Genomic DNA, 21853 nt, shown 5'->3' on the forward strand with positions numbered 1-21853 from the left:
AAAAAAAGTCCTGTAGATGAGCTTGTCATCTGTCAGGACTTTTTAGTTTGTTGTTTTTGCGTAAATGGAGGTATTCCGCAATTCCTTGCCGTCTGCACTTAGGCAGTCATTATGCAAAGTTCCTTCAAGGGTATACCCTAGCTTCTCGGGGATACGTTTGCTGGCAATATTATTGAGGTCACAACGGATTTCGACCCGCTTTGCGCCATAATGATAAAAAGCGAATTTGGTTAATTTATCTATCGCTTCCGTTATGTATCCTTTTTTACTGAACCTCGTATCAATCCAATAACCAATTTCAAATTTTGGGATATCCCAGTTAATTCGGTGCAGACCAGTGGAGCCAACGAATTGATCGTCTTCCTTCCTATAAATATGAAGTCTGATATCCTCTTTTAAAATAAAGTCCGCATGTGATTTTAGAACGTTCTGTTCGGACGTTTCCAAGGACGCATCCTGATGGGCAAATGGCAGCCATTGTTTTAATTCGGGTTTAGAATGAACGAGGGCTTCGTAAACATCATGGCCATCGCCAGGCAAACAGGGCCTAAGATATAATCGTTGGGTTTCAATTTTTTCTGGGAAATCCATTAATATAGCTTTCATCGCCTACCTCCTCGTAATAGATATGGAAAATTATAACATGGATTCAATTGAAAATGTTCTGCCGGACGGAGAATGTTTTCTTAGCATAAATGAGAGAGTGAAAACATAGATTCTAGTAAGCGGAGTTGGGAGGATGAAAGATGAAAAAAAAATCTGTCGTACAAAATGCCGTAATGAAACATATTAACGAACATTCCTCATTATATGTCTTTATCACTGTGCTTTTTTTGATGGGTGTCATTTTTGGAGCAGTACTTGTGAATAGTTTGAGCTTTACCCAAAAGGAGGACTTGTTCTATTATTTATCTCAATTTTTCGGACAAGTATCCAAAGGTGAATTTGCCTCTTCGCATGATATGTTCAGCCAAAGTATTATGCATAATATAAAATATATTGGCCTCATCTGGATTCTGGGAATTTCGGTCATCGGTTTGCCGGTCATTTTGGTTTTGTTATTTATAAAAGGAATGGTTGTTGGATTTACAGTCGGATTTTTAGTCAATCAAATGGGATGGAGCGGGTTCTTATTATCATTTGTCTCCATTCTGCCCCAAAATATATTCATCGTGCCGATATTCATCGTGATAACCGTCCTTGCTGTTTCACTATCAATGAAAATGATCAGCAGGATTTTCCTTAAGCAGATCCGTGAGCCGCTGAAGCCAATAATTTCACGGTATATTTTCTCATTGATTTTGTCAGGATTGTTTTTGATTACAGCTGCAGCATTTGAAGCGTATCTATCACCTTCTTTAATGAAAAACGTCGTAAGTTTATTGGGTCATTGACGGAGATTTGCTTTTATCGCAAATTTTTTTATCATTAACAAGAAATCTATTTTGACAGTTTTCCCTCTTTTGATATAATGGATAAGATAGCGGCGCGGGAGGGAATATTAGGTATGGAAATAGAAAACAGAATTGATAGGATAAAAAAGCAGTTGCACTCGTCCAGCTACAAATTAACGCCTCAGCGAGAAGCGACCGTCCGCGTTTTACTTGAGCACGAAGAGGATCATTTAAGCGCAGAAGACGTTTACCTCCTTGTCAAAGAAAAGTCGCCGGAAATTGGATTGGCAACAGTATACCGTACGCTAGAGTTGCTGACTGAATTGAAGATAGTAGATAAAATTAACTTTGGAGACGGGGTTTCCCGTTATGATTTAAGACAAGAAGGAGCTGCGCATTTCCATCATCATCTTGTTTGTGTGGAATGTGGTGCGGTAGATGAGATCCAGGAAGACTTACTTGAAGACGTGGAAGCCATTGTGGAACGCGAATGGAACTTCAAGATAAAAGACCATAGATTAACCTTTCATGGCATTTGTCATCGATGCCATGACAAAGAAGAAAATAAAGGTGAATGAAGTGTGACCTTTTCCATTTAATGGAGAAGGTTTTCTGCGTTTTTTAGAATCTTTTGCAAAGGCATCAAGAAAACCGTTTTAAGGAATGAATTTTCTCACGTAAAGGCAGTTTTTCCTTTCCCCTTACCGAAACGCGTATAAAACTTGTCCTGTTGGGCATAGATTGATACAAAGGATTGAATGGGAGGGGAAAGAAGATGAAAACGACATTATCGCTTGTTTTGCATACGGCTAAAGTGATGGTTCTCTTTGTTGGCTTCACTGTTCTTTTTTATATAGGAATGGTATGGTTAAATCAGGAATATCAAAATTATCATCGTTATGATGAACCCAAAGGAATGGCTGTGAAAGTATCGAAGGCTGTTGATACGGGTGAGGATGCATGGCTGGAACGCTTAATGTTGTTTTATTTAAACGGGGAGTAATGAATATGGAGAATCAAATCAGGGATTTTATTCATTTTTTAACCATTGAAAAAGGACTGGCCAAGAATACGCTCGTTTCCTATGAGCGTGACTTAAGATCATATTGGAGCTATTTGAAAGATGTTGAATCCATTACCGAATGGAATGATTCCCGGCGTGTGAACATCTTGCATTTTCTCGTTCAATTGAAGGATCAAGGAAAATCATCGAAGACGGTAGCACGTCATATTGCCTCGATCCGGTCCTTTCATCAATTTCTTCTAAGGGAAAAAGTAACCGATCAGGATCCGTCCATACATATAGAAACGCCGAAACCGGAACGAACCCTTCCGAAAGTATTAAGCATGGAAGAGGTTGAAGCGTTATTGGAAGCCCCGAAGTTCATGGACGAATTCGGCCTGCGCGATAAGGCGATGCTTGAATTGATGTATGCGACAGGGATGCGCGTTAGTGAGTTGATATCCATGGATGTAAGTGATGTACATGCATCGATGGGGTTTGTCCGTTGTGTCGGGAAAGGAAATAAGGAGAGAATCATTCCGATTGGACAAACGGCATTGGGTGCGATTGAACATTATTTGGAGAGTTCCCGAGGGAAATTAGCCAGTCACAAGCACAGAACAGATTCACTTTTTTTGAATCATCATGGTAACAGGCTGACAAGACAGGGATTTTGGAAGATTCTAAAAAAACTTGTAAAATCGGCACAAATAGAAAAAGAAATCACACCGCATACACTAAGACATTCTTTCGCGACACATCTATTGATGAATGGGGCAGACTTACGTGCCGTCCAAGAAATGCTGGGGCATGCGGATATTTCAACAACACAGATTTATACACATATTACGAACGTTAGGATCAAGGATGTATATTCCAAATTCCATCCGCGAGCTTAGAAGAATGGCAGAATGATAGAGAGGCTGTGAATTTAACTGAAAGGCAGTTAAAGGATCGGCCTTTTTACAATATGGACTGGACTATAAGGCAGCTAATGGTTCTTGGTCATACATGTATTAGCTTTTTTTTTCTGAAATATATTATTTGTTTCCAACATAGTAATCGTTTACAATGTAGAGAGGTCAGACTTCTGACGTTCTCGTGATTTCATTTTATTGAAGAGTAACGGAGCGATATAAGGGTAAAATAGAGAGTATAAAAGTGATTTACTATTTTAGGAGGAATGAACATGAAAGGGAATTCAGCATTTAAACGAATATTTGTAGTCGTTATGGATTCAGTTGGGATTGGCGAAGCACCTGATGCAGATTTATTTGGTGATAAAGGGGCTGATACTCTCGGCCATATCGCAGATAAAATGAATGGTTTGAACATGCCGAATCTTGCAAAATTGGGTTTAGGAAATATCCGTGAAATAAAAGGGATTGATAAAGCTCAGCAACCGCTCGCATACTATACGAAAATGAAAGAAGCATCTACAGGTAAAGATACGATGACTGGACATTGGGAAATCATGGGGTTGAATATATCCACTCCATTCCGTGTATTTCCAAATGGTTTTCCTGAGTTATTAGTGAATGAACTTGAGGCGAAAATGGGTCGTGGAATTATTGGGAACGTCCCAGCCAGCGGTACGGAGATCATTGAAAGACTTGGCGAGGAACATATGAAGACGGGTGCATTGATTGTATATACATCAGCTGATTCCGTTTTACAGATTGCTGCACATGAAGACATCGTGCCGATAGACGAATTATATAAGGTTTGTGAAATTGCACGTGAAGTGACAATGGCTGATGAGTATAAGGTTGGACGCGTTATTGCTAGACCATTCACAGGTGAGCCAGGCAGCTTCAAAAGAACGCCTAACCGTCATGATTATGCATTGAAGCCTTTTAACCGGACAGTTATGGATGAATTGAAAGATTCCGGATATGATGTTCTCGCAATCGGGAAAATTTCAGATATTTTTGATGGAGAAGGTGTAACTGAATCCTTACGGACCGTATCTAATATGGATGGAATGGATAAATTAATTCAAACGATAGAACAGGACTTCAAAGGGTTAAGCTTCCTTAATCTAGTCGACTTCGATGCTTTATACGGACATCGCCGCGATCCAGAGGGATACGGAAAAGCCTTGGAAGAATTCGACGCTCGGATGCCGGAAGTTCTCGATAAACTACATGAGGATGATTTATTGATCATAACTGCCGATCACGGGAATGATCCGGTTCATGAAGGAACCGATCATACACGTGAATATGTGCCATTATTAGTCTATTCCAAACGATTTACTAAAGGTGCCGAGCTTCCAGTAAGAGATACATTTGCTGACATCGGAGCGACGGTCGCTGCTAATTTTGATGTGAAAATGCCTGCCTTCGGGAAAAATATATTGGGCGATATAAATGAAGGGGAGATTAAATAGATGTTTAATAAAATAGAGACAGCTGCTGCATTTATAAAAAATAAGATTGAAGGCTCCCCGGAGATAGGATTGATTCTTGGTTCTGGACTTGGAGTATTGGCAGATGAAATTGAAAATCCCATAACGATCCCATACCACGATATCCCGGAATTTCCGGTATCGACTGTTGAAGGACATGCAGGACAACTTGTCATTGGTCAATTAAGTGGCAAAAAAGTTGTAGCCATGCAAGGACGCTTTCATTTTTATGAAGGTTACTCCATGGAGAAAGTCACATTTCCTGTACGGGTTATGAAACTTCTTGGCGTTGAGCAATTAATTGTAACCAATGCTGCTGGAAGTGTTAATGAAAGCTTCGCACCAGGCGACTTGATGCTGATTACGGATCATATTAATTTAATGGGGGCAAACCCATTGATCGGTCCTAATGAAGAGCGTTTTGGGCCTAGGTTCCCTGATATGTCAGAAGCTTATAACAAGGGGCTGCGGACTCAAGCTAAAAAAATCGCATCAACACTCGGGTTGGATATTAAAGAAGGTGTCTATATCGGGAATTCAGGTCCGACATATGAGACGCCTGCAGAAGTGAAAATGGCAAGAATCCTTGGCGGGGATGCAGTTGGGATGTCAACGGTTCCAGAAGTTATCGTGGCTAGACATAGCGATATGAAGGTGCTCGGAATATCATGCCTTACCAATATGGCGGCAGGCATTCTCGATCAGCCTTTGTCGCATGTAGAGGTAATTGAAACGACGGAAAAAGTGAAAAGCAGTTTTCTGGATTTTGTGAAGCACATCGTTAAAGACATATAAAATGATCAAAAAAATACAAGTACACCTGAGAGTATCGGTGTCTTAAAAAAGAGGGGATTCTATTATGAGAATGGTAGATTTAATCGAGAAAAAGCGGGATGGAAAGGCTCTTTCTACAGAAGAAATACAGTTCATCATCAAAGGGTTTACTGATGGAACGATACCTGATTACCAAATGAGTGCTTGGTCAATGGCTGTTTATTTCAAAGGGATGAATGAGCAGGAACGTGCTGATTTAACCATGGCAATGGTCGAGTCAGGCGATCAAATCGACTTATCGATGATTGAAGGAATCAAGGTCGATAAACATTCAACAGGCGGTGTTGGGGATACCACAACACTCGTGCTTGGGCCATTAGTTGCTGCGGTAGGTGTTCCGGTTGCAAAGATGTCAGGACGGGGTCTTGGCCATACAGGCGGAACGATCGATAAGTTGGAATCTGTAAAGGGCTTTCATGTTGAAATCGAAAATGACGAGTTCATTCGGCTTGTGAATAAAAATAAAATAGCTGTCATTGGACAAAGTGGTAACCTGACTCCAGCGGACAAAAAGTTATATGCATTGCGCGATGTTACGGCTACCGTTAACAGTATCGGCTTGATTGCTGGTTCGATCATGAGTAAGAAAATCGCCGCTGGTGCTGATGCAATCGTACTCGATGTTAAAACAGGAGCTGGCGCTTTCATGAAAACTCTCGAAGATTCTGAAGAATTAGCGCATGCAATGGTGAGCATCGGGAACAATGTCGGGCGTAACACAATGGCTGTCATTTCCGATATGAGCCAACCGCTGGGATACGCAATCGGAAATGCATTAGAAGTGAAGGAAGCCATCGATACGCTTAAAGGGGAAGGCCCGGAAGATTTAACGGAACTTTCTTTAACACTAGGAAGTCATATGGTATACCTTGCCAAAAAGGCAAGTTCGCTGGAAGAAGCAAGAACCTTGCTTGAAAATGCGATAAAAGATGGTTCTGCACTAAACTCATTCAAGGTTTTCTTAGAAGCTCAGGGAGGCGATGGTTCGGTTGTAGATCAGCCGGAAAAACTTCCACAGGCTGCTCATACTTTCGAGCTAGAAGCGAAAGAGGATGGATATGTATCGGAGATCATCGCCGATGAAGTGGGAACGGCAGCTATGCTTTTAGGCGCCGGGAGAGCTACAAAAGAATCAGAGATCGATTTGGCAGTCGGGCTTGTACTCCGTAAAAAAATCGGGGAAACAGTGGCAAAAGGTGAATCCCTTGTGACGATTTACAGCAATTTTGAAGATGTTACAAAAGTAAAAGAAAAATTGTATGAAAGCATTGCGATTTCAAAAGAGAAGGTCGAAAAACCTACCCTAATCTATAAAGAAATCATGGAATAAATGATTTTAAAAAGGTCACCCTTTTTCAGGGTGACCTTTTTGTGTTTTTCCAATGAATGTTAAAAAAGAGGATGCCCATGCGCATCCTCTTTTGCTTTTTGTTAATTGGTACTGATATTCAATGTATGTTCAAAATTCATCTTTAATTGTATAAAAATGGGTTTAATGGAAAAAATAAATGATATCAAGATTGGAGGGTATGGAGATGAAGCGGATTCTTTCTCTATTTATAACCGTATTAATAGCAATAGGCTTTTGCATCCCACATACAGAAGCAGCTAAAGATAAAGGAGTCGACTTGGCGGCCAATGCTAAATCCGCTATTTTGATTGAACGGGATACAGGCGCCATTCTGTATGATAAAAATGCAGACATTCGTCTTTCACCGGCTAGTATGACGAAAATCATGACAATGCTGCTGATCATGGAAGCGATCGATAAAGGCGAACTAAGCATGAAGGAGAAAATCAGGACAAGTGAGTATGCAGCATCGATGGGAGGGTCCCAAATCTTCCTCGAGCCAGGTGAAGAAATGACCACAGAACAAATGCTTAAAGGCATCTCGATTGGTTCGGCGAATGATGCATCGGTTGCGATGGCTGAACGTCTTGCCGGCTCCGAAGAAGAGTTTGTTAAAAAAATGAACAAAAAGGCGAAAGACTTAGGTTTGAAAAATACAAAGTTCCAAAACGCGACAGGCCTTCCAGTTAAAGATCATTACAGCTCGGCCCATGATATGTCGATCATGGCGAAGGAACTATTGAAATACGATACGATTACAAGATTCACGGGTACATATGAAGATTATCTCCGTGAAAACACCGATAAGAAGTTCTGGCTTGTTAACACGAATAGATTAGTAAAATTTTATCCTGGAGTGGATGGGCTAAAGACAGGGTTCACTAATGAAGCGAAATACTGTCTGACAGCCACTGCAAAAAAAGGGAATATGCGTGTCATTGCAGTCGTTTTTGGAGCCGATACTCCAAAGGAACGAAACGCTCAGGTCACCAAGATGCTAGATTATGCATTTTCACAATACATCACATATCCGATTTATAAACGCGGCGAGGTGTTAGGTGAATCAAGGGTGAGTAAAGGCCACAAGAAAGCGGTGGTGGGAGTGACAAGTGAACCTATTTCAGTTTTGACAGCCAAGAACGGAACGGCAAAGGACTTCACAAAAAAAGTCACTCTTGATAAAGATTTGAAAGCCCCTATAAAAAAAGGTGATCAAATTGGTACGCTTGAATTGAAGAAAAACGGTAAGGTGTATGTCGAATCTCCAATTATCGCGAAGGAATCTGTTGAAAATGCCAGCTGGTGGCAATTGTATAAACGTGCTTTCGGCATGTTTTCTCAAGCAAAATAGAATAAATTGTCGCAATGCCTGGTAATAGTACTAATTTAGGCGAAACTCCACTAGTTTTGCTGTTAAGAAGGAATCGGCAGGTAAAAAAGAGAATTTGACTCATTACAAGACAGTGAAGGAGGCTGTATATAGTGAGTCTTACGATTAATATGGAGGCGAAAAATCGCGTATTGTGCATTCGTCTCAAAGGTGATTTGGATCATCATACAGCAGAAAAATTGAAAAACCAGGCAGAGGCAGCCATTCAAAAGCATAACATCCAGCATATTATTCTCAACATGGAAGAATTGCATTTTATGGACAGTTCAGGGCTCGGAGTTATTTTAGGGCGTTATAAGCAGGTAAACAAAAAGCAAGGTGAAATGGTGGTCTGTGCAATTTCTCCAGCAGTAAAGCGGTTATTTGAGATGTCAGGGTTGTTTAAAATTGTTAAAATGGAACTATCCGAAAAAAACGCTTTGCAAAGACTGGGGGTTGCCTAAAATGAAAAATAAAATGGAAACGAAATTTTCCGCACTAAGCCAAAATGAATCTTTTGCCAGGGTAACTGTTGCGGCTTTCATTGCCCAATTGGACCCGACGATGGATGAATTGACAGAAATCAAAACTGTCGTGTCAGAAGCCGTTACGAATTCGATTATCCATGGGTATGAGAGTGATCCGGAAGGTTGGGTCTACATTTCAGTGGTCATCGAAGGTGATACAGTAGAATTGACCATTCGGGATGAAGGACTGGGCATTGAGGACGTCGAGGAGGCTAAACAGCCGTTATTTACGACAAAGCCCGAACTTGAACGTTCCGGTATGGGATTCACCATCATGGAAAACTTCATGGATGAAATCAATATAATTTCCCATAAGGGTGAAGGCACGATCATTCGATTAAAAAAGCACTTAACTACAAGCAGAGCTTTGTGCAATTAAGGGAGACTTGCATATGGATGTGGAGGTTAAAAACGAGAAGAGCAAAAAAGGCCAGCCCCATTTAAAAGATGAGGAATTGAGGAATTTGATTCAACGCAGCCAGAGCGGTGACCAAGATGCAAGGAACTTGATTGTCAATAGCAATCTCAGGCTTGTATGGTCAGTAGTGCAAAGATTCCTCAATCGAGGTTATGAACCGGATGACCTTTATCAAATTGGCTGCATAGGTCTTTTGAAGTCCGTGGACAAATTTGACTTATCGTTTGAAGTGAAATTCTCAACGTATGCTGTACCAATGATCATTGGTGAAATCCAACGTTTTATCCGTGATGACGGAACGGTAAAAGTGAGCCGGTCTTTGAAAGAAATGGCGAATAAAATTCGCAGGGCCAAAGAAGAACTTTCCAAGACGTATGGTCGGGTCCCGACTGTCAATGAATTGGCGGAACATCTTGAGCTGTCGCCAGAGGAAATCATCATGGCTCAAGAAGCTAGCAGGAGCCCTTCATCCATCCACGAAACGGTTTACGAAAATGATGGAGATCCGATTACTCTTCTTGACCAGATTGCCGACCATAACGAAACATCTTGGTTTGATCAAATCGCATTGAAAGAAGCGATTCATGAATTGAATGAACGTGAAAGGCTGATTGTTTTCCTGAGGTATTATAAAGATCAGACACAGTCGGAAGTAGCGGCCAGGCTTGGTATATCTCAAGTTCAAGTGTCAAGGCTGGAAAAGAAGATTCTTCAGCAAATGAAAAACCACATGAATCAGTGATTCATGTGGTTTTTTTATTTGGCTGAAGATAAATCACGATTTTAGGAAAAAGTAAAAGTAATGGACCCTCGTGAATAGTTAGGAGTCAAATTTATGGAAATATGTATGGGAATCAAATTTTTTAGTTGAATTTACAATTAAAAACGAATATTATAGTAAAGGTCGCGTTTTTCATTCGTTTTTTTATCTTTCATTCAACGAATATTTAACCAGGAAAAGCGACGATGCAGTACAATTTTAGGACACCTTGTTATTTCGTGCAAACGGTTGTCGGTGTTTCCTTTAGATCTGGAGGTCTAAATATGTTTATGGAAAGGTTTTTCTCCCTGAAAGAAAATGGAACGAGTGTCCGTACAGAAGTCATGGCGGGCGTTACGACATTTTTGACTATGGTTTATATCCTAATTGTGAATCCGGCTTTATTGTCTTCAATCGGGATTCCATTTGAACAAGTTTTCATGGCAACGGTCATATCATCGGTCATAGGTACCCTTATCATGGGGCTCGTAGCAAAATACCCGATTGCGATAGCACCGGGGATGGGCTTGAATGCTTATTTTGCTAGCGTAGTGGGGGCACAGGGCCTCTCATATCAGACTGTATTTGGAACGGTTTTCATCGCCGGTTTGCTCTTTTTATTAATTAGCGTAACGAGCTTGCGCAAAATGATAATTGATGCGATTCCTAACTCACTGAAATATGGAATCACATCCGGAATTGGTTTATTCATCGCGTTTATCGGTTTGAAAAATGCGGGAATCGTAGTATCTAATGAATCAACGATGGTGACTCTTGGCGATTTGCATCAGCCTGGAACCGTTTTAGCGTTGGTAGGTTTATTCATTACCTTGATTTTTATGGCCCGCAATATCAAAGGGGCCATTTTTATTGGTATGATCATTACGGCAGTTATCGGCTACTTTATCGGTTTGCTAAATTTTGATGGCGTCTTATCCGTACCTCCTGCACCGGTATTTTTCGATATCGATATTGCTGGAGTCTTCACCCATTCTTTATATTCAGTTGTATTCGCCTTTTTACTTGTGACGATCTTTGATACGACAGGTACATTGATCGGTGTAACGGAACAGGCAGGACTGACGAAGGATGGAAAGATCCCTCGTGCCAAAAAAGCTTTTTTAGGTGATGCGATTGCAACGACAGTCGGCTCAATGTTTGGAACAAGTCCTTCAACTGCTTATGTTGAATCGAGCACGGGTGTGGCTGCAGGTGGGCGCACCGGATTGACGGCTACAGTTGTGGCGATCCTGTTCGCTGTATCGATTTTCTTTTCTCCATTAATATCTGCGATTTCTTCAGTTCAAGCAATCACTGCTCCTGTTTTGATCATCGTAGGATGCTTCATGATGGAGGGGCTAGCTAAGGTCAACTGGAAAATTTTCGATGAAGCATTTCCAGCTTTTGCAATCATTTTAACGATGCCGCTTACTTCAAGCATATCAACGGGGATTGCCATAGGGTTCATTACCTATCCACTAATGAAGGTATTCAGTGGGAAAGGAAAATCGGTTCATCCACTCATTTATATTTTTGGATTAATATTTTTGGTTCAACTGATTTTCTTCCCAACCCATTAATTTATGGATGTAAATCAAAGAGACATGCTGTCATGGAAGCGTGTCTCAGGTGCTAGACAAAAAGGTTTCGGAATGATCTCATTCCGAAACCTTTTTGATTTTTAATGGATTTGAAGCAGGTATAGAGAATATTGACCCTCTGAAGTCATTATTTAGGTCATTTTCTGGCCCGCCAAGTTCAGTTGGCCATCTTCTTTACATTCATGGCAGCGAAAGTATTTTAAGTCCCCTTAAAGTGGTCCAACGCCCATGCTTTTCTATTGCATCTGCGGCAACTGCTTATGGTTTTCCTACTTTATCAATCACTTGTTCAACCAGAGGCTCTAAGATAAGACTATCTTGCATATTGACGGGTGAACTATCGCCCACCAACACAAATCCATTGCGCTCTGCTGTCGCATGAAACAAATAGGCAAACTGATTTGTTCGTTCATCTTTCACATAGTAGCAGCTCTCAGGATCAGTTGAACTTTCGCTGTAGGTAAAAGGAGTTCTATCTAAATGTTAAGACAAAGTTGATTGGAGCGAGTGTTCAAGACTCCTGCGGGAAAAGCGCGCCCAAGGGAGACTCCGCAAGGCGCAAAGGCGCCGAGGAGGCTCCCGGACCGCCCGCGGAAAGCAAGTGCCCTACGTTCCAATCAACGGTCAAATTTTAAAGAGACATGCTGTTATTGCAGCTTGTCCTTTTTTGTTTGCAGTTAGTAATATTTGGACATCAGTCACTTCCTGCATTTTCAATCTGTTTACAATCCATACTACTAGCATAAGGAAATAAAAGGTCGGGATGTGATGATAGTGGCAGTTGTATATATCAGGATGAGGAACCGTGTTCAAGTAAATGGAAATCAACCGGTGAGGATAAAAGATATTGCAAGGATAATCGGACCTGAAGAAGAGATTCAAATAATTGAAGAAATCTTATTATTAACGGTCAAGAAGGAAGATAAGAATATTATTGTCATTGATTTGGCTCAAGTTATCATGGCCATTCGCAAAGTGGATCCGGGTATTGAAGTGGAGACATTCGGACCGTCCCAAACCATCATTGAAGTCATCCTCTCGAAAAAGAAAATGTCAATCCTGGCTTTCACCCTAGTCTGGTTCTTGTTGTTTATCGGCGGTGGTATAACCATCATGAATTTTCATGTTGATGTCAGTATGGGGGAAGTGCATCAAAAAATCTTCACGATCATAACCGGAAAAGTGGATGAAAAGCCGCTATTGATTCAAATTCCATATAGCTTCGGCCTTGGTTTAGGCATGATTTTATTTTTTAATCACTTTTTTAAAAAACGCTTCAATGAGGAACCCAGTCCGCTCGAGGTTGAAATGTTCAACTATCAGCAGGATTTGGACCGTTATGTAGCCATGAATGAAAATAAGGAGAACGTGCGCCATCTTGATGACAGGTAAAATTATCTTCGGAATCTTTGTCGGTTTAGCTGGAGGTTTTGCTACAGGTGCCGGTTTTGTAGCGTTTTTAACTGTACTTGGGGTGATTCCGAGACTGACTCAGCTGACCAAAACAATGAAAATGATACATTACTACGAAGGAGCTATCATTGCCGGGGTTGTCGCGGGAACATGGTTCGGATTGCAGGAAACGGAATTTTCCCTTCCGCATTTTTTATTAATTCCGATCGGTTTGGCTGACGGGATCTTTAATGGGATGCTTGCTGCTGCCTTAACTGAAGTTCTGAATGTATTTCCTGTTCTGTCTAAACGAATCGGTATACAAGAGAAAATCATTTATCTGTTAATGGCACTCGTATTGGGGAAGATAGCGGGTTCTTTATTCCAATGGATTTATTTTGTCGATTTATAAGTTTTTAAGGTAACTATTCCTGGTTATGAAAGGTAGGCTCAAGATGGTGACCAAACGAAAAGTGATATTGATTACGGATGGAGATGAGTATGCTAAACGGGCTGTCGAACTTGTCGCCAAGGAAATTGGGGGACGATGTATCTCCATGTCGCAAGGTAATCCATCACGATATACGGGCTTGGAGCTTGTTGGACTAATAAAGAAGGCGAAGAATGATCCTGTTCTGGTCATGTTTGATGATAGCGGATTTATCGGTGAAGGATCCGGTGAACAAGCGATGAAAGTAGTTGCCGAACATCCTGATATTATTGTCCTTGGAGTGATTGCGGTTGCTTCAAAGACTAGAAGGGAAGAATGGACCAAGGTTGATATCTGTATCGACCGGGACGGGAATTTGACACCGAACGGGGTGGATAAATACGGCGCCGAGGAATTTGAACTGGGCAAGATAACAGGAGATACGGTGTATTGCATCGATCAATTACATGTACCTATAGTAGTTGGGATAGGGGATATCGGTAAAATGTCCCATCAGGACGATTATAAAAGAGGAGCACCGATAACGAAGCTAGCGGTGGAAATTATATTGGAAAGGAGTGGTCATGATGACTTCAGAAAAACCAGAAGAAATGAAACCGATTCCGAGTAGGGTAGCGGAAGTAGATGCGTTCATGGAAGAGAGAGTAGGTCTTGGCGTCAGCTTTGACTTAGGGGTAAGAAAGATAAAGGTCCTTAGAAAAGATGTGCATCTTTATTATATAAACGGGTTGACGGATACAGAATTCATCATTGAAATCCTCGACTCACTAATCCATAACAAAAATGCTGAAATCTTGACTACTAAAGTTTTTGATGTAGTCAAAGACTTGCTCGTACACCAATCCGTTGAAGAAATAAAGACGATGGATGAGCTTGTTGATCAGGTATTATCCGGTTTAATAGTCATTGTTGTTGATGGTAAACCAATAGGATTGGTTGTGGATGTCAGGAGTTATCCCGGGAGACAGCCGCAAGAACCCGATACGGAAAAAGTCGTCCGTGGATCAAGGGATGGTTTTGTTGAGAATATCATCGTTAACACGGCTATAACCAGACGGAGAATACGGGATGAAAGATTACGTTTCGAAATGTTGCATGTAGGGGAACGATCGAAAACGGACATATCCATTGGTTACATTAAAGATATTGCCGATCCTGATTTAATAGAAATCGTTCGTAAGGAATTGAATAGTATTAAGGTTGATGGCATAACGATGTCTGATAAAACGATCGAAGAGTTCATCGTCAAGCAAAGATATAACCCATACCCGATGGTTAGGTACACGGAACGGGCTGATGTAGCGGCAACACATTTACTTGAGGGGCATGTCCTTATTTATGTCGATACTTCACCGAGTGTCATCATTACCCCGTCCACTCTTTTTCATCATATGCAACATGCTGAGGAGTATCGGCAGGCACCTGCAGTTGGATCCTTGGTACGCTGGGTACGTTTTTTGGGGATTTTCGTTTCTTTATACTTGCTGCCGATTTGGTTGCTGTTTTGTTTAGAGCCTTCCCTCCTGCCTGAAAAGTTTGAGTATATCGGTCCAAATGACAAAACGCATATACCGATAGTGGTCCAAATCTTCATTTCCGATATTGGGATCGAATTTTTAAGGATGGCAGCCGTACATACTCCGACCCCGCTTTCTACGGCAATGGGCTTGGTTGCTGCCGTTTTGATAGGACAGATTGCGATAGATGTTGGTTTATTTGTTCCTGAAGTGGTTCTCTATGCTTCCGTAGCGACAATCGGTACATTTGTCACTCCGAGTTTAGAACTAGGGGTTGCGAATAAAATTTCCCGTTTAGCGCTCCTAGTGTTGGTTGCTATATTTAAAGTACCTGGCTTAGTCATAGGCATCACACTCTACATTATTTTGCTAACTAGCATAAAAACGTTAAATACACCATATTTATGGCCGCTTCTCCCATTTCAACCGAAGGGTTTATCACATATAATAGTTAGAAGACCTTATCCGGGATCTGTGGAGCGTCCAAGTATTGTACATCCTCAGGATAGATTTAGGCAGCCTAGAAAATCTAAAGGTTGATGTTGTCTAAAAGTTGTGGTAATTTAATTTTATTCGAATAAAGCGATAAAGTTAAGGCTTCACAAAGAGATAGAGCTTTTGTTTCTTGAAGTAAAACCAATCTGGCTTTTCTTTCGAACTACTAAGCAGTCATGGAGAACAATATTTAACTGGGATAATCAATTAGATTCGAATGAGGCTTGATCATATAGAGAACCCTTTTCACTACTATCTGGGTTTCTTTATTTGAGGCTGCCTCATTTCTTGTTAATCTTTTTTTAGTTTTAAGTCAGGAAGGTGAAGCTATCATGCATTTGTACGGAACCGGTGGTGTCAATGAGCGTGGACATCTGGAGATTGGCGGAGTGGACACGATCGAACTGATCGAAAAATTTGGTACACCATTATATGTTTATGATGTAGAGCTAATTCGTGAACGAGCAAGAGGGTTCAAGAGAACTTTTGAGGAATTGGGGATATCAGCACAAGTTGCTTATGCAAGTAAAGCCTTTTCTTCGATTGCCATGATCCAGTTGGCTGATCAAGAGGGCCTTTCTCTCGATGTTGTCTCAGCAGGGGAATTATATACGGCAATTAAGGCGAATTTCCCAACTGAACGCATCCACTTTCATGGAAACAACAAAAGTGAAGAAGAGCTACATATGGCTTTGGATTATAAAATTGGCTGTATAGTAGTCGATAATTTTTCAGAGTTGGAACTGTTAGAAGAGATTTGTACAAATCGTGAGCAAAAGGTGAAAATCCTTCTTCGTGTAACACCAGGCATCGAAGCCCATACGCATGATTACATCTTGACAGGGCAAGAAGATTCGAAATTTGGTTTTGATCTTATTAATGGCCAGGCTGAAGAAGCCCTTAAACAAGCACTACAAAGCGAATGGCTGGAAGTGCTAGGATTGCACTGCCATATTGGTTCCCAGATCTTTCAAACGACTGGTTTCCTTCTTGCCGCTCAAAAAATTATCGGCAAGTTGAATGATTGGCATGGTACTATAGGTTTTCAACCAAAGGTATTGAACCTCGGAGGAGGATTCGGAATTCGGTACACTCAAGAGGACGACCCGCTACCTGCTTCTCAGTATGTAGAAGAAATCGTTAGGGAAGTGCAGAACCTGATTGCCGAATCCGATTTAGGAATGCCTGAAATCTGGATCGAACCCGGTCGTTCATTAGTCGGAGATGCTGGTATGACTTTGTATAAAGTCGGTTCTGAAAAGGAAGTGCCTAATGTCCGTAAATATGTTGCCATTGATGGGGGCATGAGTGATAATATACGTCCAGCACTTTATGAAGCTAAGTATGATGCAATTCTTGCAAATCGGCCACTGGATCCTGTAGAAGAAACAGTGTCCATAGCTGGGAAATGCTGTGAAAGCGGAGATATGTTGATTTGGGATTTACCATTGCCTAAAGCAGGACGCGGGGATGTATTGGCAGTCTTTTGTACAGGGGCATACGGATATTCCATGTCGAATAATTACAATCGGATTCCGAGACCGGCTGTCGTCTTTTGTGAAAATGGGGAAGCTCGATTAGTTATCAAACGCGAGACCTTCGATGATCTTATCCATTTGGATTTGGCCCTTCATGAAGCCGCAGTCTTGAATAAAGAATAAAAAGAGGGTGGCATAGGCCATCCTCTTTTTATTTATATCAGCTGAAAAATGATTTGATCGCGTCTATTAAACTACTGAAAACTTCTTTCAATTTATCTAAAAATGATTGACCTTCTTCGGACTCCAGAAAATTGGATAGCTTATCTTTTGCAGCAGTAAGCTGATCGCCGACAGCGTTCCAATCAATATTCAATTCTTTTAGCTTATTGAATAAATCAATTAAACTTTGAACTTGAGCCTCATTTAAGGCGATTCCAAGTTCTTTTGCTGAAGATTCGACAACATCGCGAACCTCTTCGGTATTGGCTGGTGGATTTTCAGCCATATTTTCTTTGATTTTCGTTACCAGTGCAGAGGCTTCCTCCGTACCGATTTCATCACCTAACTTGGCTGTTTTGACCATTTCCTCATTTGCTGCCTGTTTCACGTCTTCCGGAATCTTCTTATCGGAAGAAATCTCATATGCTTTGATGACTCCTGTCAAAGCCGCTGTACCGGAAACAGGAATAGGTGCTGTCACATAAACGGTAGCATCTTTTACACCTGCAGTGGCCAGAGCATTGATATACATTTCATCGGTGACCCAGTTAATGTTTTTCGACTCCAGTTTAAGGCCAGTACCTTTTTCCTCCAGTGTAATGGCAGAGGATGAAATCGCTTTTGTACCAATCAGTCGGCTGGCGATATAATCTCCTAGGTATTCATGTTCCTCCGCATTTGTAACCGTTAAAACCTCGACATCATTGGGGGCTTTCATTTCTGACAAAATCATATTTTTTTGTTCGTTTGTCAAATTTTCACCAAGTGTGACGATCATTTCACCAACAGCTGCATCTGCAAAAGCCTTATATGGCAATAATAGACATAATAAAATAGTTACAATGACCCATTTATTACTTTTTTTCATGATAATCCTCCTTAACTTTTCCTGCTGAATTGGTATCTTTCATTTAAAGGGCGGCGCTTTAAATGAAGATTCATAGTATTGGACGAAACAAAGGATAAAAAAGATACATATTTTCTTTAAAAAAATAATATGGCCCAAGAAAGCTAATGATCTTTCAAGGGAGAAAAATGATTGCATCCTTGTTTTTTATACCTAAGAGGCACTCTATGAACCTAAGATCACTTTATCAATGTAGTAAAATCGAAGCAAGATTGCAAGGATATTTGTCAGAATGTGTTAGGTTATAGTAAAATGAATTCGATATTTAAATATTTGGACCATTAATAAAGGGAGTATGGGATGAGGAAAAGTAATAAAACTCTTTTACTTATGATGCTTGTTATCGCTTTGATGTGGGGGATCGTATATTGGCTGTTTATCGCGTAGCACATAGCACATCCATAAATCAAGTGCTGAAAGTGATGTTGAAACGTACGAAGTTTTTATGTATGATGGAAATGTTATAAGTGAGGATTATTATTCAAAGCGAATTAATTGGAATCAGGTAGATAATAAAACGTTATTTAGTAACGAGGGATATTATGTTGATTAAGTATAAGAAAAGTTATGAGAAATTTGCCATGGGATTATTATCTTTCATGCCAAATGAAAAAGAGATAAAAGTGCTTCGGAATACGATGAAGAATTATGAAACAGATGAAAATCTACAGCTGTTCTTATGGAAAGATGAAGAGATTATAGGCTTGATCGGAATAGAAGCCTCTCAAAATCACATTGAGATTCAACATATATCTGTAAATCCATCTTTTCGGAAGCAAGGTATCGGTAAAATGATGGTCAGGGCTCTTAAGGAGCAATATCCTGACAAAGAATTAAAGGCAAATGAGTTTACGGAAAGCTTTCTTGACAGGTGCGAAGAAATCTGAATATGAAAGTGAGAATGGAGGACAGCCTTTAAGGGCGGTCCTCCATTCTTTTTCGAAGGGATAGTTGTCGAGCCCTTTCAGAAATAACATCCGAACGGTCGCGCATTAGATGCTTATCAACTATTGCTGAATTAGCCATGTCACTTTTTGCGCACCATATGTATCCTTCATGCAGGCACATCGACTGGCATTTTTCGATCAACCCTTGATCTGCTATCGGAAGATTAATGCTTTCATATGGCTTTTGGGATAACATTCGTTCGAGGGTGTTCTCGAGCAAATTGAATAGTTCTTCGGAATCAAGCCCCAACTTTAGGAGCTCGGGCTTTTTAGAGTGGAGATTAGCTAGGGCTTTAGTTAGGGTCCTGACAGCCCCCTTATTGTTTCCCCTGCGATCATGGTATAGGGCAACAGCAATTTGAATGAGGCCGACCCAATGGGAGTCACGCTCTTTTGGAGCGGTTTCCTTCCAATATTCTTCAAGAATTTCATGACATTCGAAGTAATCCCTTGTCCCATGGAAATGTACAAGGAAAGAAAGGTAGTCGTCCGCGTAATTCAATAGGAGCACCCCTTTTGTTTTGATGGTATCATCTAAGGCAGAAAAGCCATTTTTCCATAGCCTTTCACCTGCAATGTTTACTTTCTAAGTTTAGCATAGAATTTTTTCTTGGAAAATAAAGAAAGCCGATTGCAATGCAATCAGCTTGATTCATCAGTCTTCCATTAACAACAAGAAGCACCGACGATTACTAACAAAATGAACAATACTACAATAAAGGCGAATCCGCCGCCGTGTCCAAAACCACCTGCACCCATAATAAGTACCTCCTTTGTTCTGCTATTCTTACATTTCTAGGTTATGTTGTATTTAAGAATGTGATTGGGCATCGACCCAATTGTCACAATTCCATTAAAAGAACTTTTTTCAAGGTCCGTAAATTATTATTATTGGATAAAGGGCGGCAATCCACTATACTTGATTAGGAAAAGAAATAGGCCTATGGGCCAATTGGATTTAAATGGGGTAATTTAATGGGTTATAATATAAAAATTGACGCTTTCGAAGGTCCGATGGATTTACTCCTACATTTGATAAATCGACTTGAAATAGACATCTACGATATTCCCATGGCAGATATTACAGATCAATACCTAGGTTACATCCATACCATGCAGCACCTTGAATTGGATGTGGCCAGCGAATATTTGGTAATGGCTGCAACGCTGCTTGCTATAAAGAGTAAAATGTTGCTGCCAAAGCATGAAGATGAACAATTGATCGATGAAGATGGGGAACTATTTGAAGAAGATCCACGAGATGAGCTTGTGGAGAAGCTTTTAGAATATAAAAAGTATAAGCATGCGGCCGAAGAATTTAAAGGGATGGAAGAAGAACGCAGTTTGATGTTCACTAAACCTCCAAGTGACTTGTCCGGATATGTTAAAGAAGCGGAAAGTGATAAACAAGAGTTGAATATCAGTCTATATGATATGTTGGGCGCTCTGCAAAAATTGCTCCGCAGACAAAAAATACAAAAGCCGCTTTACACGAAAGTAACGAAACAAGAGATATCGATAGAAAAACGCATGGATGAAATCCTGATGGAGTTACAATCCATCAAAGGAAAGAAAAGCTTTTTTGAACTGTTTTCGGTTCCGGTTAAAGAGCATATTGTCATCACCTTTATGGCGGTACTGGAACTAATGAAACTAAATGAAATCAACGTTGAACAAGAAGATAATTTTTCGGAAATCATGATTGCAGCTAAGAAAGGTGTAGAGCCAGTTGGAAGTTATTAATTGGAACGGGATTCTTGAGGCATTACTGTTTGCGGCTGGAGATGAAGGACTCTCCATCAAACAGATTGCGTCAGTCCTAGAAATTACAGAATATCAAGCAACGGACATCGTTGAAAGTTTAAAGGAAGAATATATATCGGATGCACGCGGAATTCAAGTGATTGAAATAGCGGGTGTTTATCAAATGACGACAAAAAAAGTACACTCGGATTACTTGAAAAAACTTGTAGAAACATCAAGCACACAAGGCTTATCCCAGGCTGCTTTGGAAACACTCGCAATCATTGCATATAAGCAGCCGATTACTAGAGCTGAAATTGATGAAATTCGTGGTGTCAAAACAGAACGTCCCATTCATACACTTGTCGCCAAAGTCTTAATAAAAGAGGTCGGACGTGCTGAAGGGTCCGGTCGGGCTTACTTATATGGAACAACAAAAGAGTTTTTGGATTACTTCGGATTGAATTCCATCGAAGAATTACCGCCGCTTGCCGATAATTCGGATGATAGCTTCGAAAATGGTGAAGCGGATTTGTTTTTTGAAAAATTTCAGCAAACAATCGAATAATTGTGATAATATAGAAAAAATGAATGCGGGGGGATTGCGGGTGCAAATCGTAGCATGCAATGGATTTGAGCTTGAAAAAGAGAAGTCAAATTCGCCGGAGGAATTTTTTAACCGATCCGTTATACAATACGTAAAGGATGGAAAAGAAAAGACACTGAATGTACTGTATCTTCGTTATTTTGATGAGATGGTTTCTCGTTTTACACCCTATCCCGCCAATCCTATATTCAAAAGTTTTAACAGAGATATTTATCTGGCTGATATCATTGCCATGGTCTGCCTGCTCAAAGACCCGAGTTTGATCAACCGAAAACGTATATATATAAATTCAGAAAAAGAGTTAGCTAGTTATTTCGAAAATATAGATTTTGAAAAATTGGAGAAAGTGTTTATATCTATTGACCAAGCTAAACCATATAATATAGAATCACATGTTGACTATTATATTCAATCTTAATCATTTTGA

Annotated in this window: 25 protein-coding genes and 1 pseudogene; 21 read left to right on the forward strand and 5 right to left on the reverse strand. The window is 40.4% G+C overall.

Annotated elements, in window-relative coordinates:
• Positions 1-42 precede the first annotated feature (42 nt).
• Positions 43-606 carry a GNAT family N-acetyltransferase gene (locus LQ203_RS07140; RefSeq protein ID WP_230156877.1) on the reverse strand — a complete coding sequence of 188 codons (564 nt, stop codon included), beginning with the start codon at positions 604-606 and terminating at the stop codon, positions 43-45.
• A gap of 140 nt (positions 607-746) precedes the next feature.
• Between LQ203_RS07140 and spoIIM the strand changes: the two genes are divergently transcribed.
• The 12 genes from spoIIM to LQ203_RS07200 all read left to right on the forward strand — a co-directional run bounded on the left by spoIIM (position 747) and on the right by LQ203_RS07200 (position 11646).
• Complete coding sequence (gene spoIIM / locus LQ203_RS07145) at positions 747-1394, forward strand: stage II sporulation protein M (protein WP_230156879.1); 648 nt, start codon at positions 747-749, stop codon at positions 1392-1394.
• Between the two features lie 119 nt (positions 1395-1513).
• Positions 1514-1972, forward strand: a complete 459-nt coding sequence (locus tag LQ203_RS07150) for a Fur family transcriptional regulator (protein WP_230157092.1) — start codon at positions 1514-1516, stop codon at positions 1970-1972.
• 197 nt (positions 1973-2169) lie between these two features.
• Positions 2170-2397: a YqzK family protein gene (locus LQ203_RS07155; protein ID WP_230156881.1), complete on the forward strand. Its 228-nt coding sequence runs from the start codon at positions 2170-2172 to the stop codon at positions 2395-2397.
• A gap of 5 nt (positions 2398-2402) precedes the next feature.
• A complete protein-coding gene (gene xerD / locus LQ203_RS07160; protein ID WP_230156884.1) occupies positions 2403-3296 on the forward strand; it encodes a site-specific tyrosine recombinase XerD in 894 nt (297 codons plus the stop codon).
• A gap of 290 nt (positions 3297-3586) precedes the next feature.
• Entirely contained in the window at positions 3587-4789 is a 1203-nt protein-coding gene (deoB, locus tag LQ203_RS07165) for a phosphopentomutase (protein ID WP_230156886.1), read from the forward strand.
• Positions 4790-5602 carry a purine-nucleoside phosphorylase gene (locus tag LQ203_RS07170; protein ID WP_230156887.1) on the forward strand — a complete coding sequence of 271 codons (813 nt, stop codon included), beginning with the start codon at positions 4790-4792 and terminating at the stop codon, positions 5600-5602. It abuts the gene before it with no gap.
• Positions 5603-5666: 64 nt separating this feature from the next.
• Positions 5667-6971 carry a pyrimidine-nucleoside phosphorylase gene (locus LQ203_RS07175; protein WP_230156888.1) on the forward strand — a complete coding sequence of 435 codons (1305 nt, stop codon included), beginning with the start codon at positions 5667-5669 and terminating at the stop codon, positions 6969-6971.
• A 205-nt stretch (positions 6972-7176) separates the two neighbouring features.
• Positions 7177-8343 (forward strand): D-alanyl-D-alanine carboxypeptidase family protein, encoded by a 1167-nt coding sequence (locus LQ203_RS07180; protein ID WP_230156889.1) that lies wholly within the window; start codon positions 7177-7179, stop codon positions 8341-8343.
• Between the two features lie 131 nt (positions 8344-8474).
• Positions 8475-8825 (forward strand): anti-sigma F factor antagonist, encoded by a 351-nt coding sequence (spoIIAA, locus tag LQ203_RS07185; protein WP_057914308.1) that lies wholly within the window; start codon positions 8475-8477, stop codon positions 8823-8825.
• A 1-nt stretch (position 8826) separates the two neighbouring features.
• Positions 8827-9267, forward strand: coding sequence for an anti-sigma F factor (spoIIAB, locus tag LQ203_RS07190; RefSeq protein WP_034308139.1), 441 nt, complete (start codon positions 8827-8829; stop codon positions 9265-9267).
• Between the two features lie 13 nt (positions 9268-9280).
• Entirely contained in the window at positions 9281-10048 is a 768-nt protein-coding gene (gene sigF / locus LQ203_RS07195) for an RNA polymerase sporulation sigma factor SigF (RefSeq protein ID WP_034308137.1), read from the forward strand.
• Between the two features lie 308 nt (positions 10049-10356).
• Entirely contained in the window at positions 10357-11646 is a 1290-nt protein-coding gene (locus LQ203_RS07200) for an NCS2 family permease (RefSeq protein ID WP_230157093.1), read from the forward strand.
• Positions 11647-11928: 282 nt separating this feature from the next.
• Here LQ203_RS07200 and LQ203_RS07205 read toward each other — a convergent pair.
• Positions 11929-12120: pseudogene (locus LQ203_RS07205) on the reverse strand (IS5/IS1182 family transposase); the annotation flags it as partial.
• A 315-nt stretch (positions 12121-12435) separates the two neighbouring features.
• Here LQ203_RS07205 and LQ203_RS07210 point away from each other — a divergent pair.
• The 5 genes from LQ203_RS07210 (at position 12436) to lysA (ending at position 17183) form a co-directional block, all read left to right on the forward strand.
• Positions 12436-13059, forward strand: a complete 624-nt coding sequence (locus tag LQ203_RS07210; protein WP_356714049.1) for a stage V sporulation protein AA — start codon at positions 12436-12438, stop codon at positions 13057-13059.
• Positions 13049-13471, forward strand: coding sequence for a stage V sporulation protein AB (locus tag LQ203_RS07215; RefSeq protein ID WP_063233148.1), 423 nt, complete (start codon positions 13049-13051; stop codon positions 13469-13471). Before LQ203_RS07210 ends, LQ203_RS07215 begins: the two co-directional genes overlap by 11 nt.
• A gap of 43 nt (positions 13472-13514) precedes the next feature.
• Positions 13515-14120 (forward strand): stage V sporulation protein AE, encoded by a 606-nt coding sequence (locus LQ203_RS07220; RefSeq protein WP_230156890.1) that lies wholly within the window; start codon positions 13515-13517, stop codon positions 14118-14120.
• Positions 14077-15567, forward strand: a complete 1491-nt coding sequence (locus LQ203_RS07225) for a spore germination protein (RefSeq protein ID WP_230156891.1) — start codon at positions 14077-14079, stop codon at positions 15565-15567. Before LQ203_RS07220 ends, LQ203_RS07225 begins: the two co-directional genes overlap by 44 nt.
• Before the next feature lie 287 nt (positions 15568-15854).
• Positions 15855-17183 (forward strand): diaminopimelate decarboxylase, encoded by a 1329-nt coding sequence (gene lysA, locus LQ203_RS07230; protein ID WP_230156892.1) that lies wholly within the window; start codon positions 15855-15857, stop codon positions 17181-17183.
• Between the two features lie 37 nt (positions 17184-17220).
• Here the strand turns inward: lysA and LQ203_RS07235 are convergent, their stop codons facing one another.
• Complete coding sequence (locus LQ203_RS07235; protein ID WP_230156894.1) at positions 17221-18090, reverse strand: DUF1002 domain-containing protein; 870 nt, start codon at positions 18088-18090, stop codon at positions 17221-17223.
• Positions 18091-18671: 581 nt separating this feature from the next.
• Between LQ203_RS07235 and LQ203_RS07240 the strand changes: the two genes are divergently transcribed.
• Positions 18672-19016, forward strand: coding sequence for a GNAT family N-acetyltransferase (locus LQ203_RS07240; RefSeq protein WP_230156895.1), 345 nt, complete (start codon positions 18672-18674; stop codon positions 19014-19016).
• A 28-nt stretch (positions 19017-19044) separates the two neighbouring features.
• On the opposite strand, the gene LQ203_RS07245 is transcribed toward LQ203_RS07240, so the two are convergent.
• Positions 19045-19578 (reverse strand): DUF309 domain-containing protein, encoded by a 534-nt coding sequence (locus LQ203_RS07245; RefSeq protein WP_230156896.1) that lies wholly within the window; start codon positions 19576-19578, stop codon positions 19045-19047.
• 164 nt (positions 19579-19742) lie between these two features.
• The gene (locus tag LQ203_RS07250) at positions 19743-19835 is read right to left on the reverse strand and encodes a YjcZ family sporulation protein (protein WP_230156897.1); all 93 of its coding nucleotides are present in this window, start codon (positions 19833-19835) and stop codon (positions 19743-19745) included.
• 216 nt (positions 19836-20051) lie between these two features.
• On the opposite strand from LQ203_RS07250, the gene LQ203_RS07255 reads away from it, so the two are divergent.
• From LQ203_RS07255 to LQ203_RS07265, 3 genes are read left to right on the forward strand one after another with little or no spacing between them, the layout of a single operon-like run.
• Complete coding sequence (locus LQ203_RS07255; RefSeq protein WP_230156898.1) at positions 20052-20819, forward strand: segregation/condensation protein A; 768 nt, start codon at positions 20052-20054, stop codon at positions 20817-20819.
• Positions 20806-21387: an SMC-Scp complex subunit ScpB gene (scpB, locus tag LQ203_RS07260; RefSeq protein WP_230156899.1), complete on the forward strand. Its 582-nt coding sequence runs from the start codon at positions 20806-20808 to the stop codon at positions 21385-21387. The genes LQ203_RS07255 and scpB overlap by 14 nt, the downstream gene beginning before the upstream one ends.
• 40 nt (positions 21388-21427) lie before the next feature.
• Positions 21428-21844, forward strand: a complete 417-nt coding sequence (locus LQ203_RS07265; protein ID WP_230156900.1) for a hypothetical protein — start codon at positions 21428-21430, stop codon at positions 21842-21844.
• Positions 21845-21853 lie beyond the last annotated feature (9 nt).

It is taken from the genome of Peribacillus sp. Bi96 (genome assembly GCF_918698115.1).
In the GTDB taxonomy this organism is placed as follows: domain Bacteria; phylum Bacillota; class Bacilli; order Bacillales; family DSM-1321; genus Peribacillus.

Excerpts from the sequence above, each read along its gene's own strand:
- LQ203_RS07140 (WP_230156877.1), bottom strand. The coding sequence starts at position 606 with ATGAAAGCTATATTAATGGATTTCCCAGAAAAAATTGAAACCCAACGA.
- spoIIM (WP_230156879.1), top strand. The coding sequence starts at position 747 with ATGAAAAAAAAATCTGTCGTACAAAATGCCGTAATGAAACATATTAAC.
- LQ203_RS07155 (WP_230156881.1), top strand. The coding sequence starts at position 2,170 with ATGAAAACGACATTATCGCTTGTTTTGCATACGGCTAAAGTGATGGTT.
- xerD (WP_230156884.1), top strand. The coding sequence starts at position 2,403 with ATGGAGAATCAAATCAGGGATTTTATTCATTTTTTAACCATTGAAAAA.
- deoB (WP_230156886.1), top strand. The coding sequence starts at position 3,587 with ATGAAAGGGAATTCAGCATTTAAACGAATATTTGTAGTCGTTATGGAT.
- LQ203_RS07170 (WP_230156887.1), top strand. The coding sequence starts at position 4,790 with ATGTTTAATAAAATAGAGACAGCTGCTGCATTTATAAAAAATAAGATT.
- LQ203_RS07175 (WP_230156888.1), top strand. The coding sequence starts at position 5,667 with ATGAGAATGGTAGATTTAATCGAGAAAAAGCGGGATGGAAAGGCTCTT.
- LQ203_RS07180 (WP_230156889.1), top strand. The coding sequence starts at position 7,177 with ATGAAGCGGATTCTTTCTCTATTTATAACCGTATTAATAGCAATAGGC.
- spoIIAB (WP_034308139.1), top strand. The coding sequence starts at position 8,827 with ATGAAAAATAAAATGGAAACGAAATTTTCCGCACTAAGCCAAAATGAA.
- sigF (WP_034308137.1), top strand. The coding sequence starts at position 9,281 with ATGGATGTGGAGGTTAAAAACGAGAAGAGCAAAAAAGGCCAGCCCCAT.
- LQ203_RS07200 (WP_230157093.1), top strand. The coding sequence starts at position 10,357 with ATGGAAAGGTTTTTCTCCCTGAAAGAAAATGGAACGAGTGTCCGTACA.
- LQ203_RS07210 (WP_356714049.1), top strand. The coding sequence starts at position 12,436 with ATGATAGTGGCAGTTGTATATATCAGGATGAGGAACCGTGTTCAAGTA.
- LQ203_RS07215 (WP_063233148.1), top strand. The coding sequence starts at position 13,049 with ATGACAGGTAAAATTATCTTCGGAATCTTTGTCGGTTTAGCTGGAGGT.
- LQ203_RS07220 (WP_230156890.1), top strand. The coding sequence starts at position 13,515 with ATGGTGACCAAACGAAAAGTGATATTGATTACGGATGGAGATGAGTAT.
- LQ203_RS07225 (WP_230156891.1), top strand. The coding sequence starts at position 14,077 with ATGACTTCAGAAAAACCAGAAGAAATGAAACCGATTCCGAGTAGGGTA.
- lysA (WP_230156892.1), top strand. The coding sequence starts at position 15,855 with ATGCATTTGTACGGAACCGGTGGTGTCAATGAGCGTGGACATCTGGAG.
- LQ203_RS07235 (WP_230156894.1), bottom strand. The coding sequence starts at position 18,090 with ATGAAAAAAAGTAATAAATGGGTCATTGTAACTATTTTATTATGTCTA.
- LQ203_RS07240 (WP_230156895.1), top strand. The coding sequence starts at position 18,672 with ATGTTGATTAAGTATAAGAAAAGTTATGAGAAATTTGCCATGGGATTA.
- LQ203_RS07250 (WP_230156897.1), bottom strand. The coding sequence starts at position 19,835 with ATGGGTGCAGGTGGTTTTGGACACGGCGGCGGATTCGCCTTTATTGTA.
- LQ203_RS07255 (WP_230156898.1), top strand. The coding sequence starts at position 20,052 with ATGGGTTATAATATAAAAATTGACGCTTTCGAAGGTCCGATGGATTTA.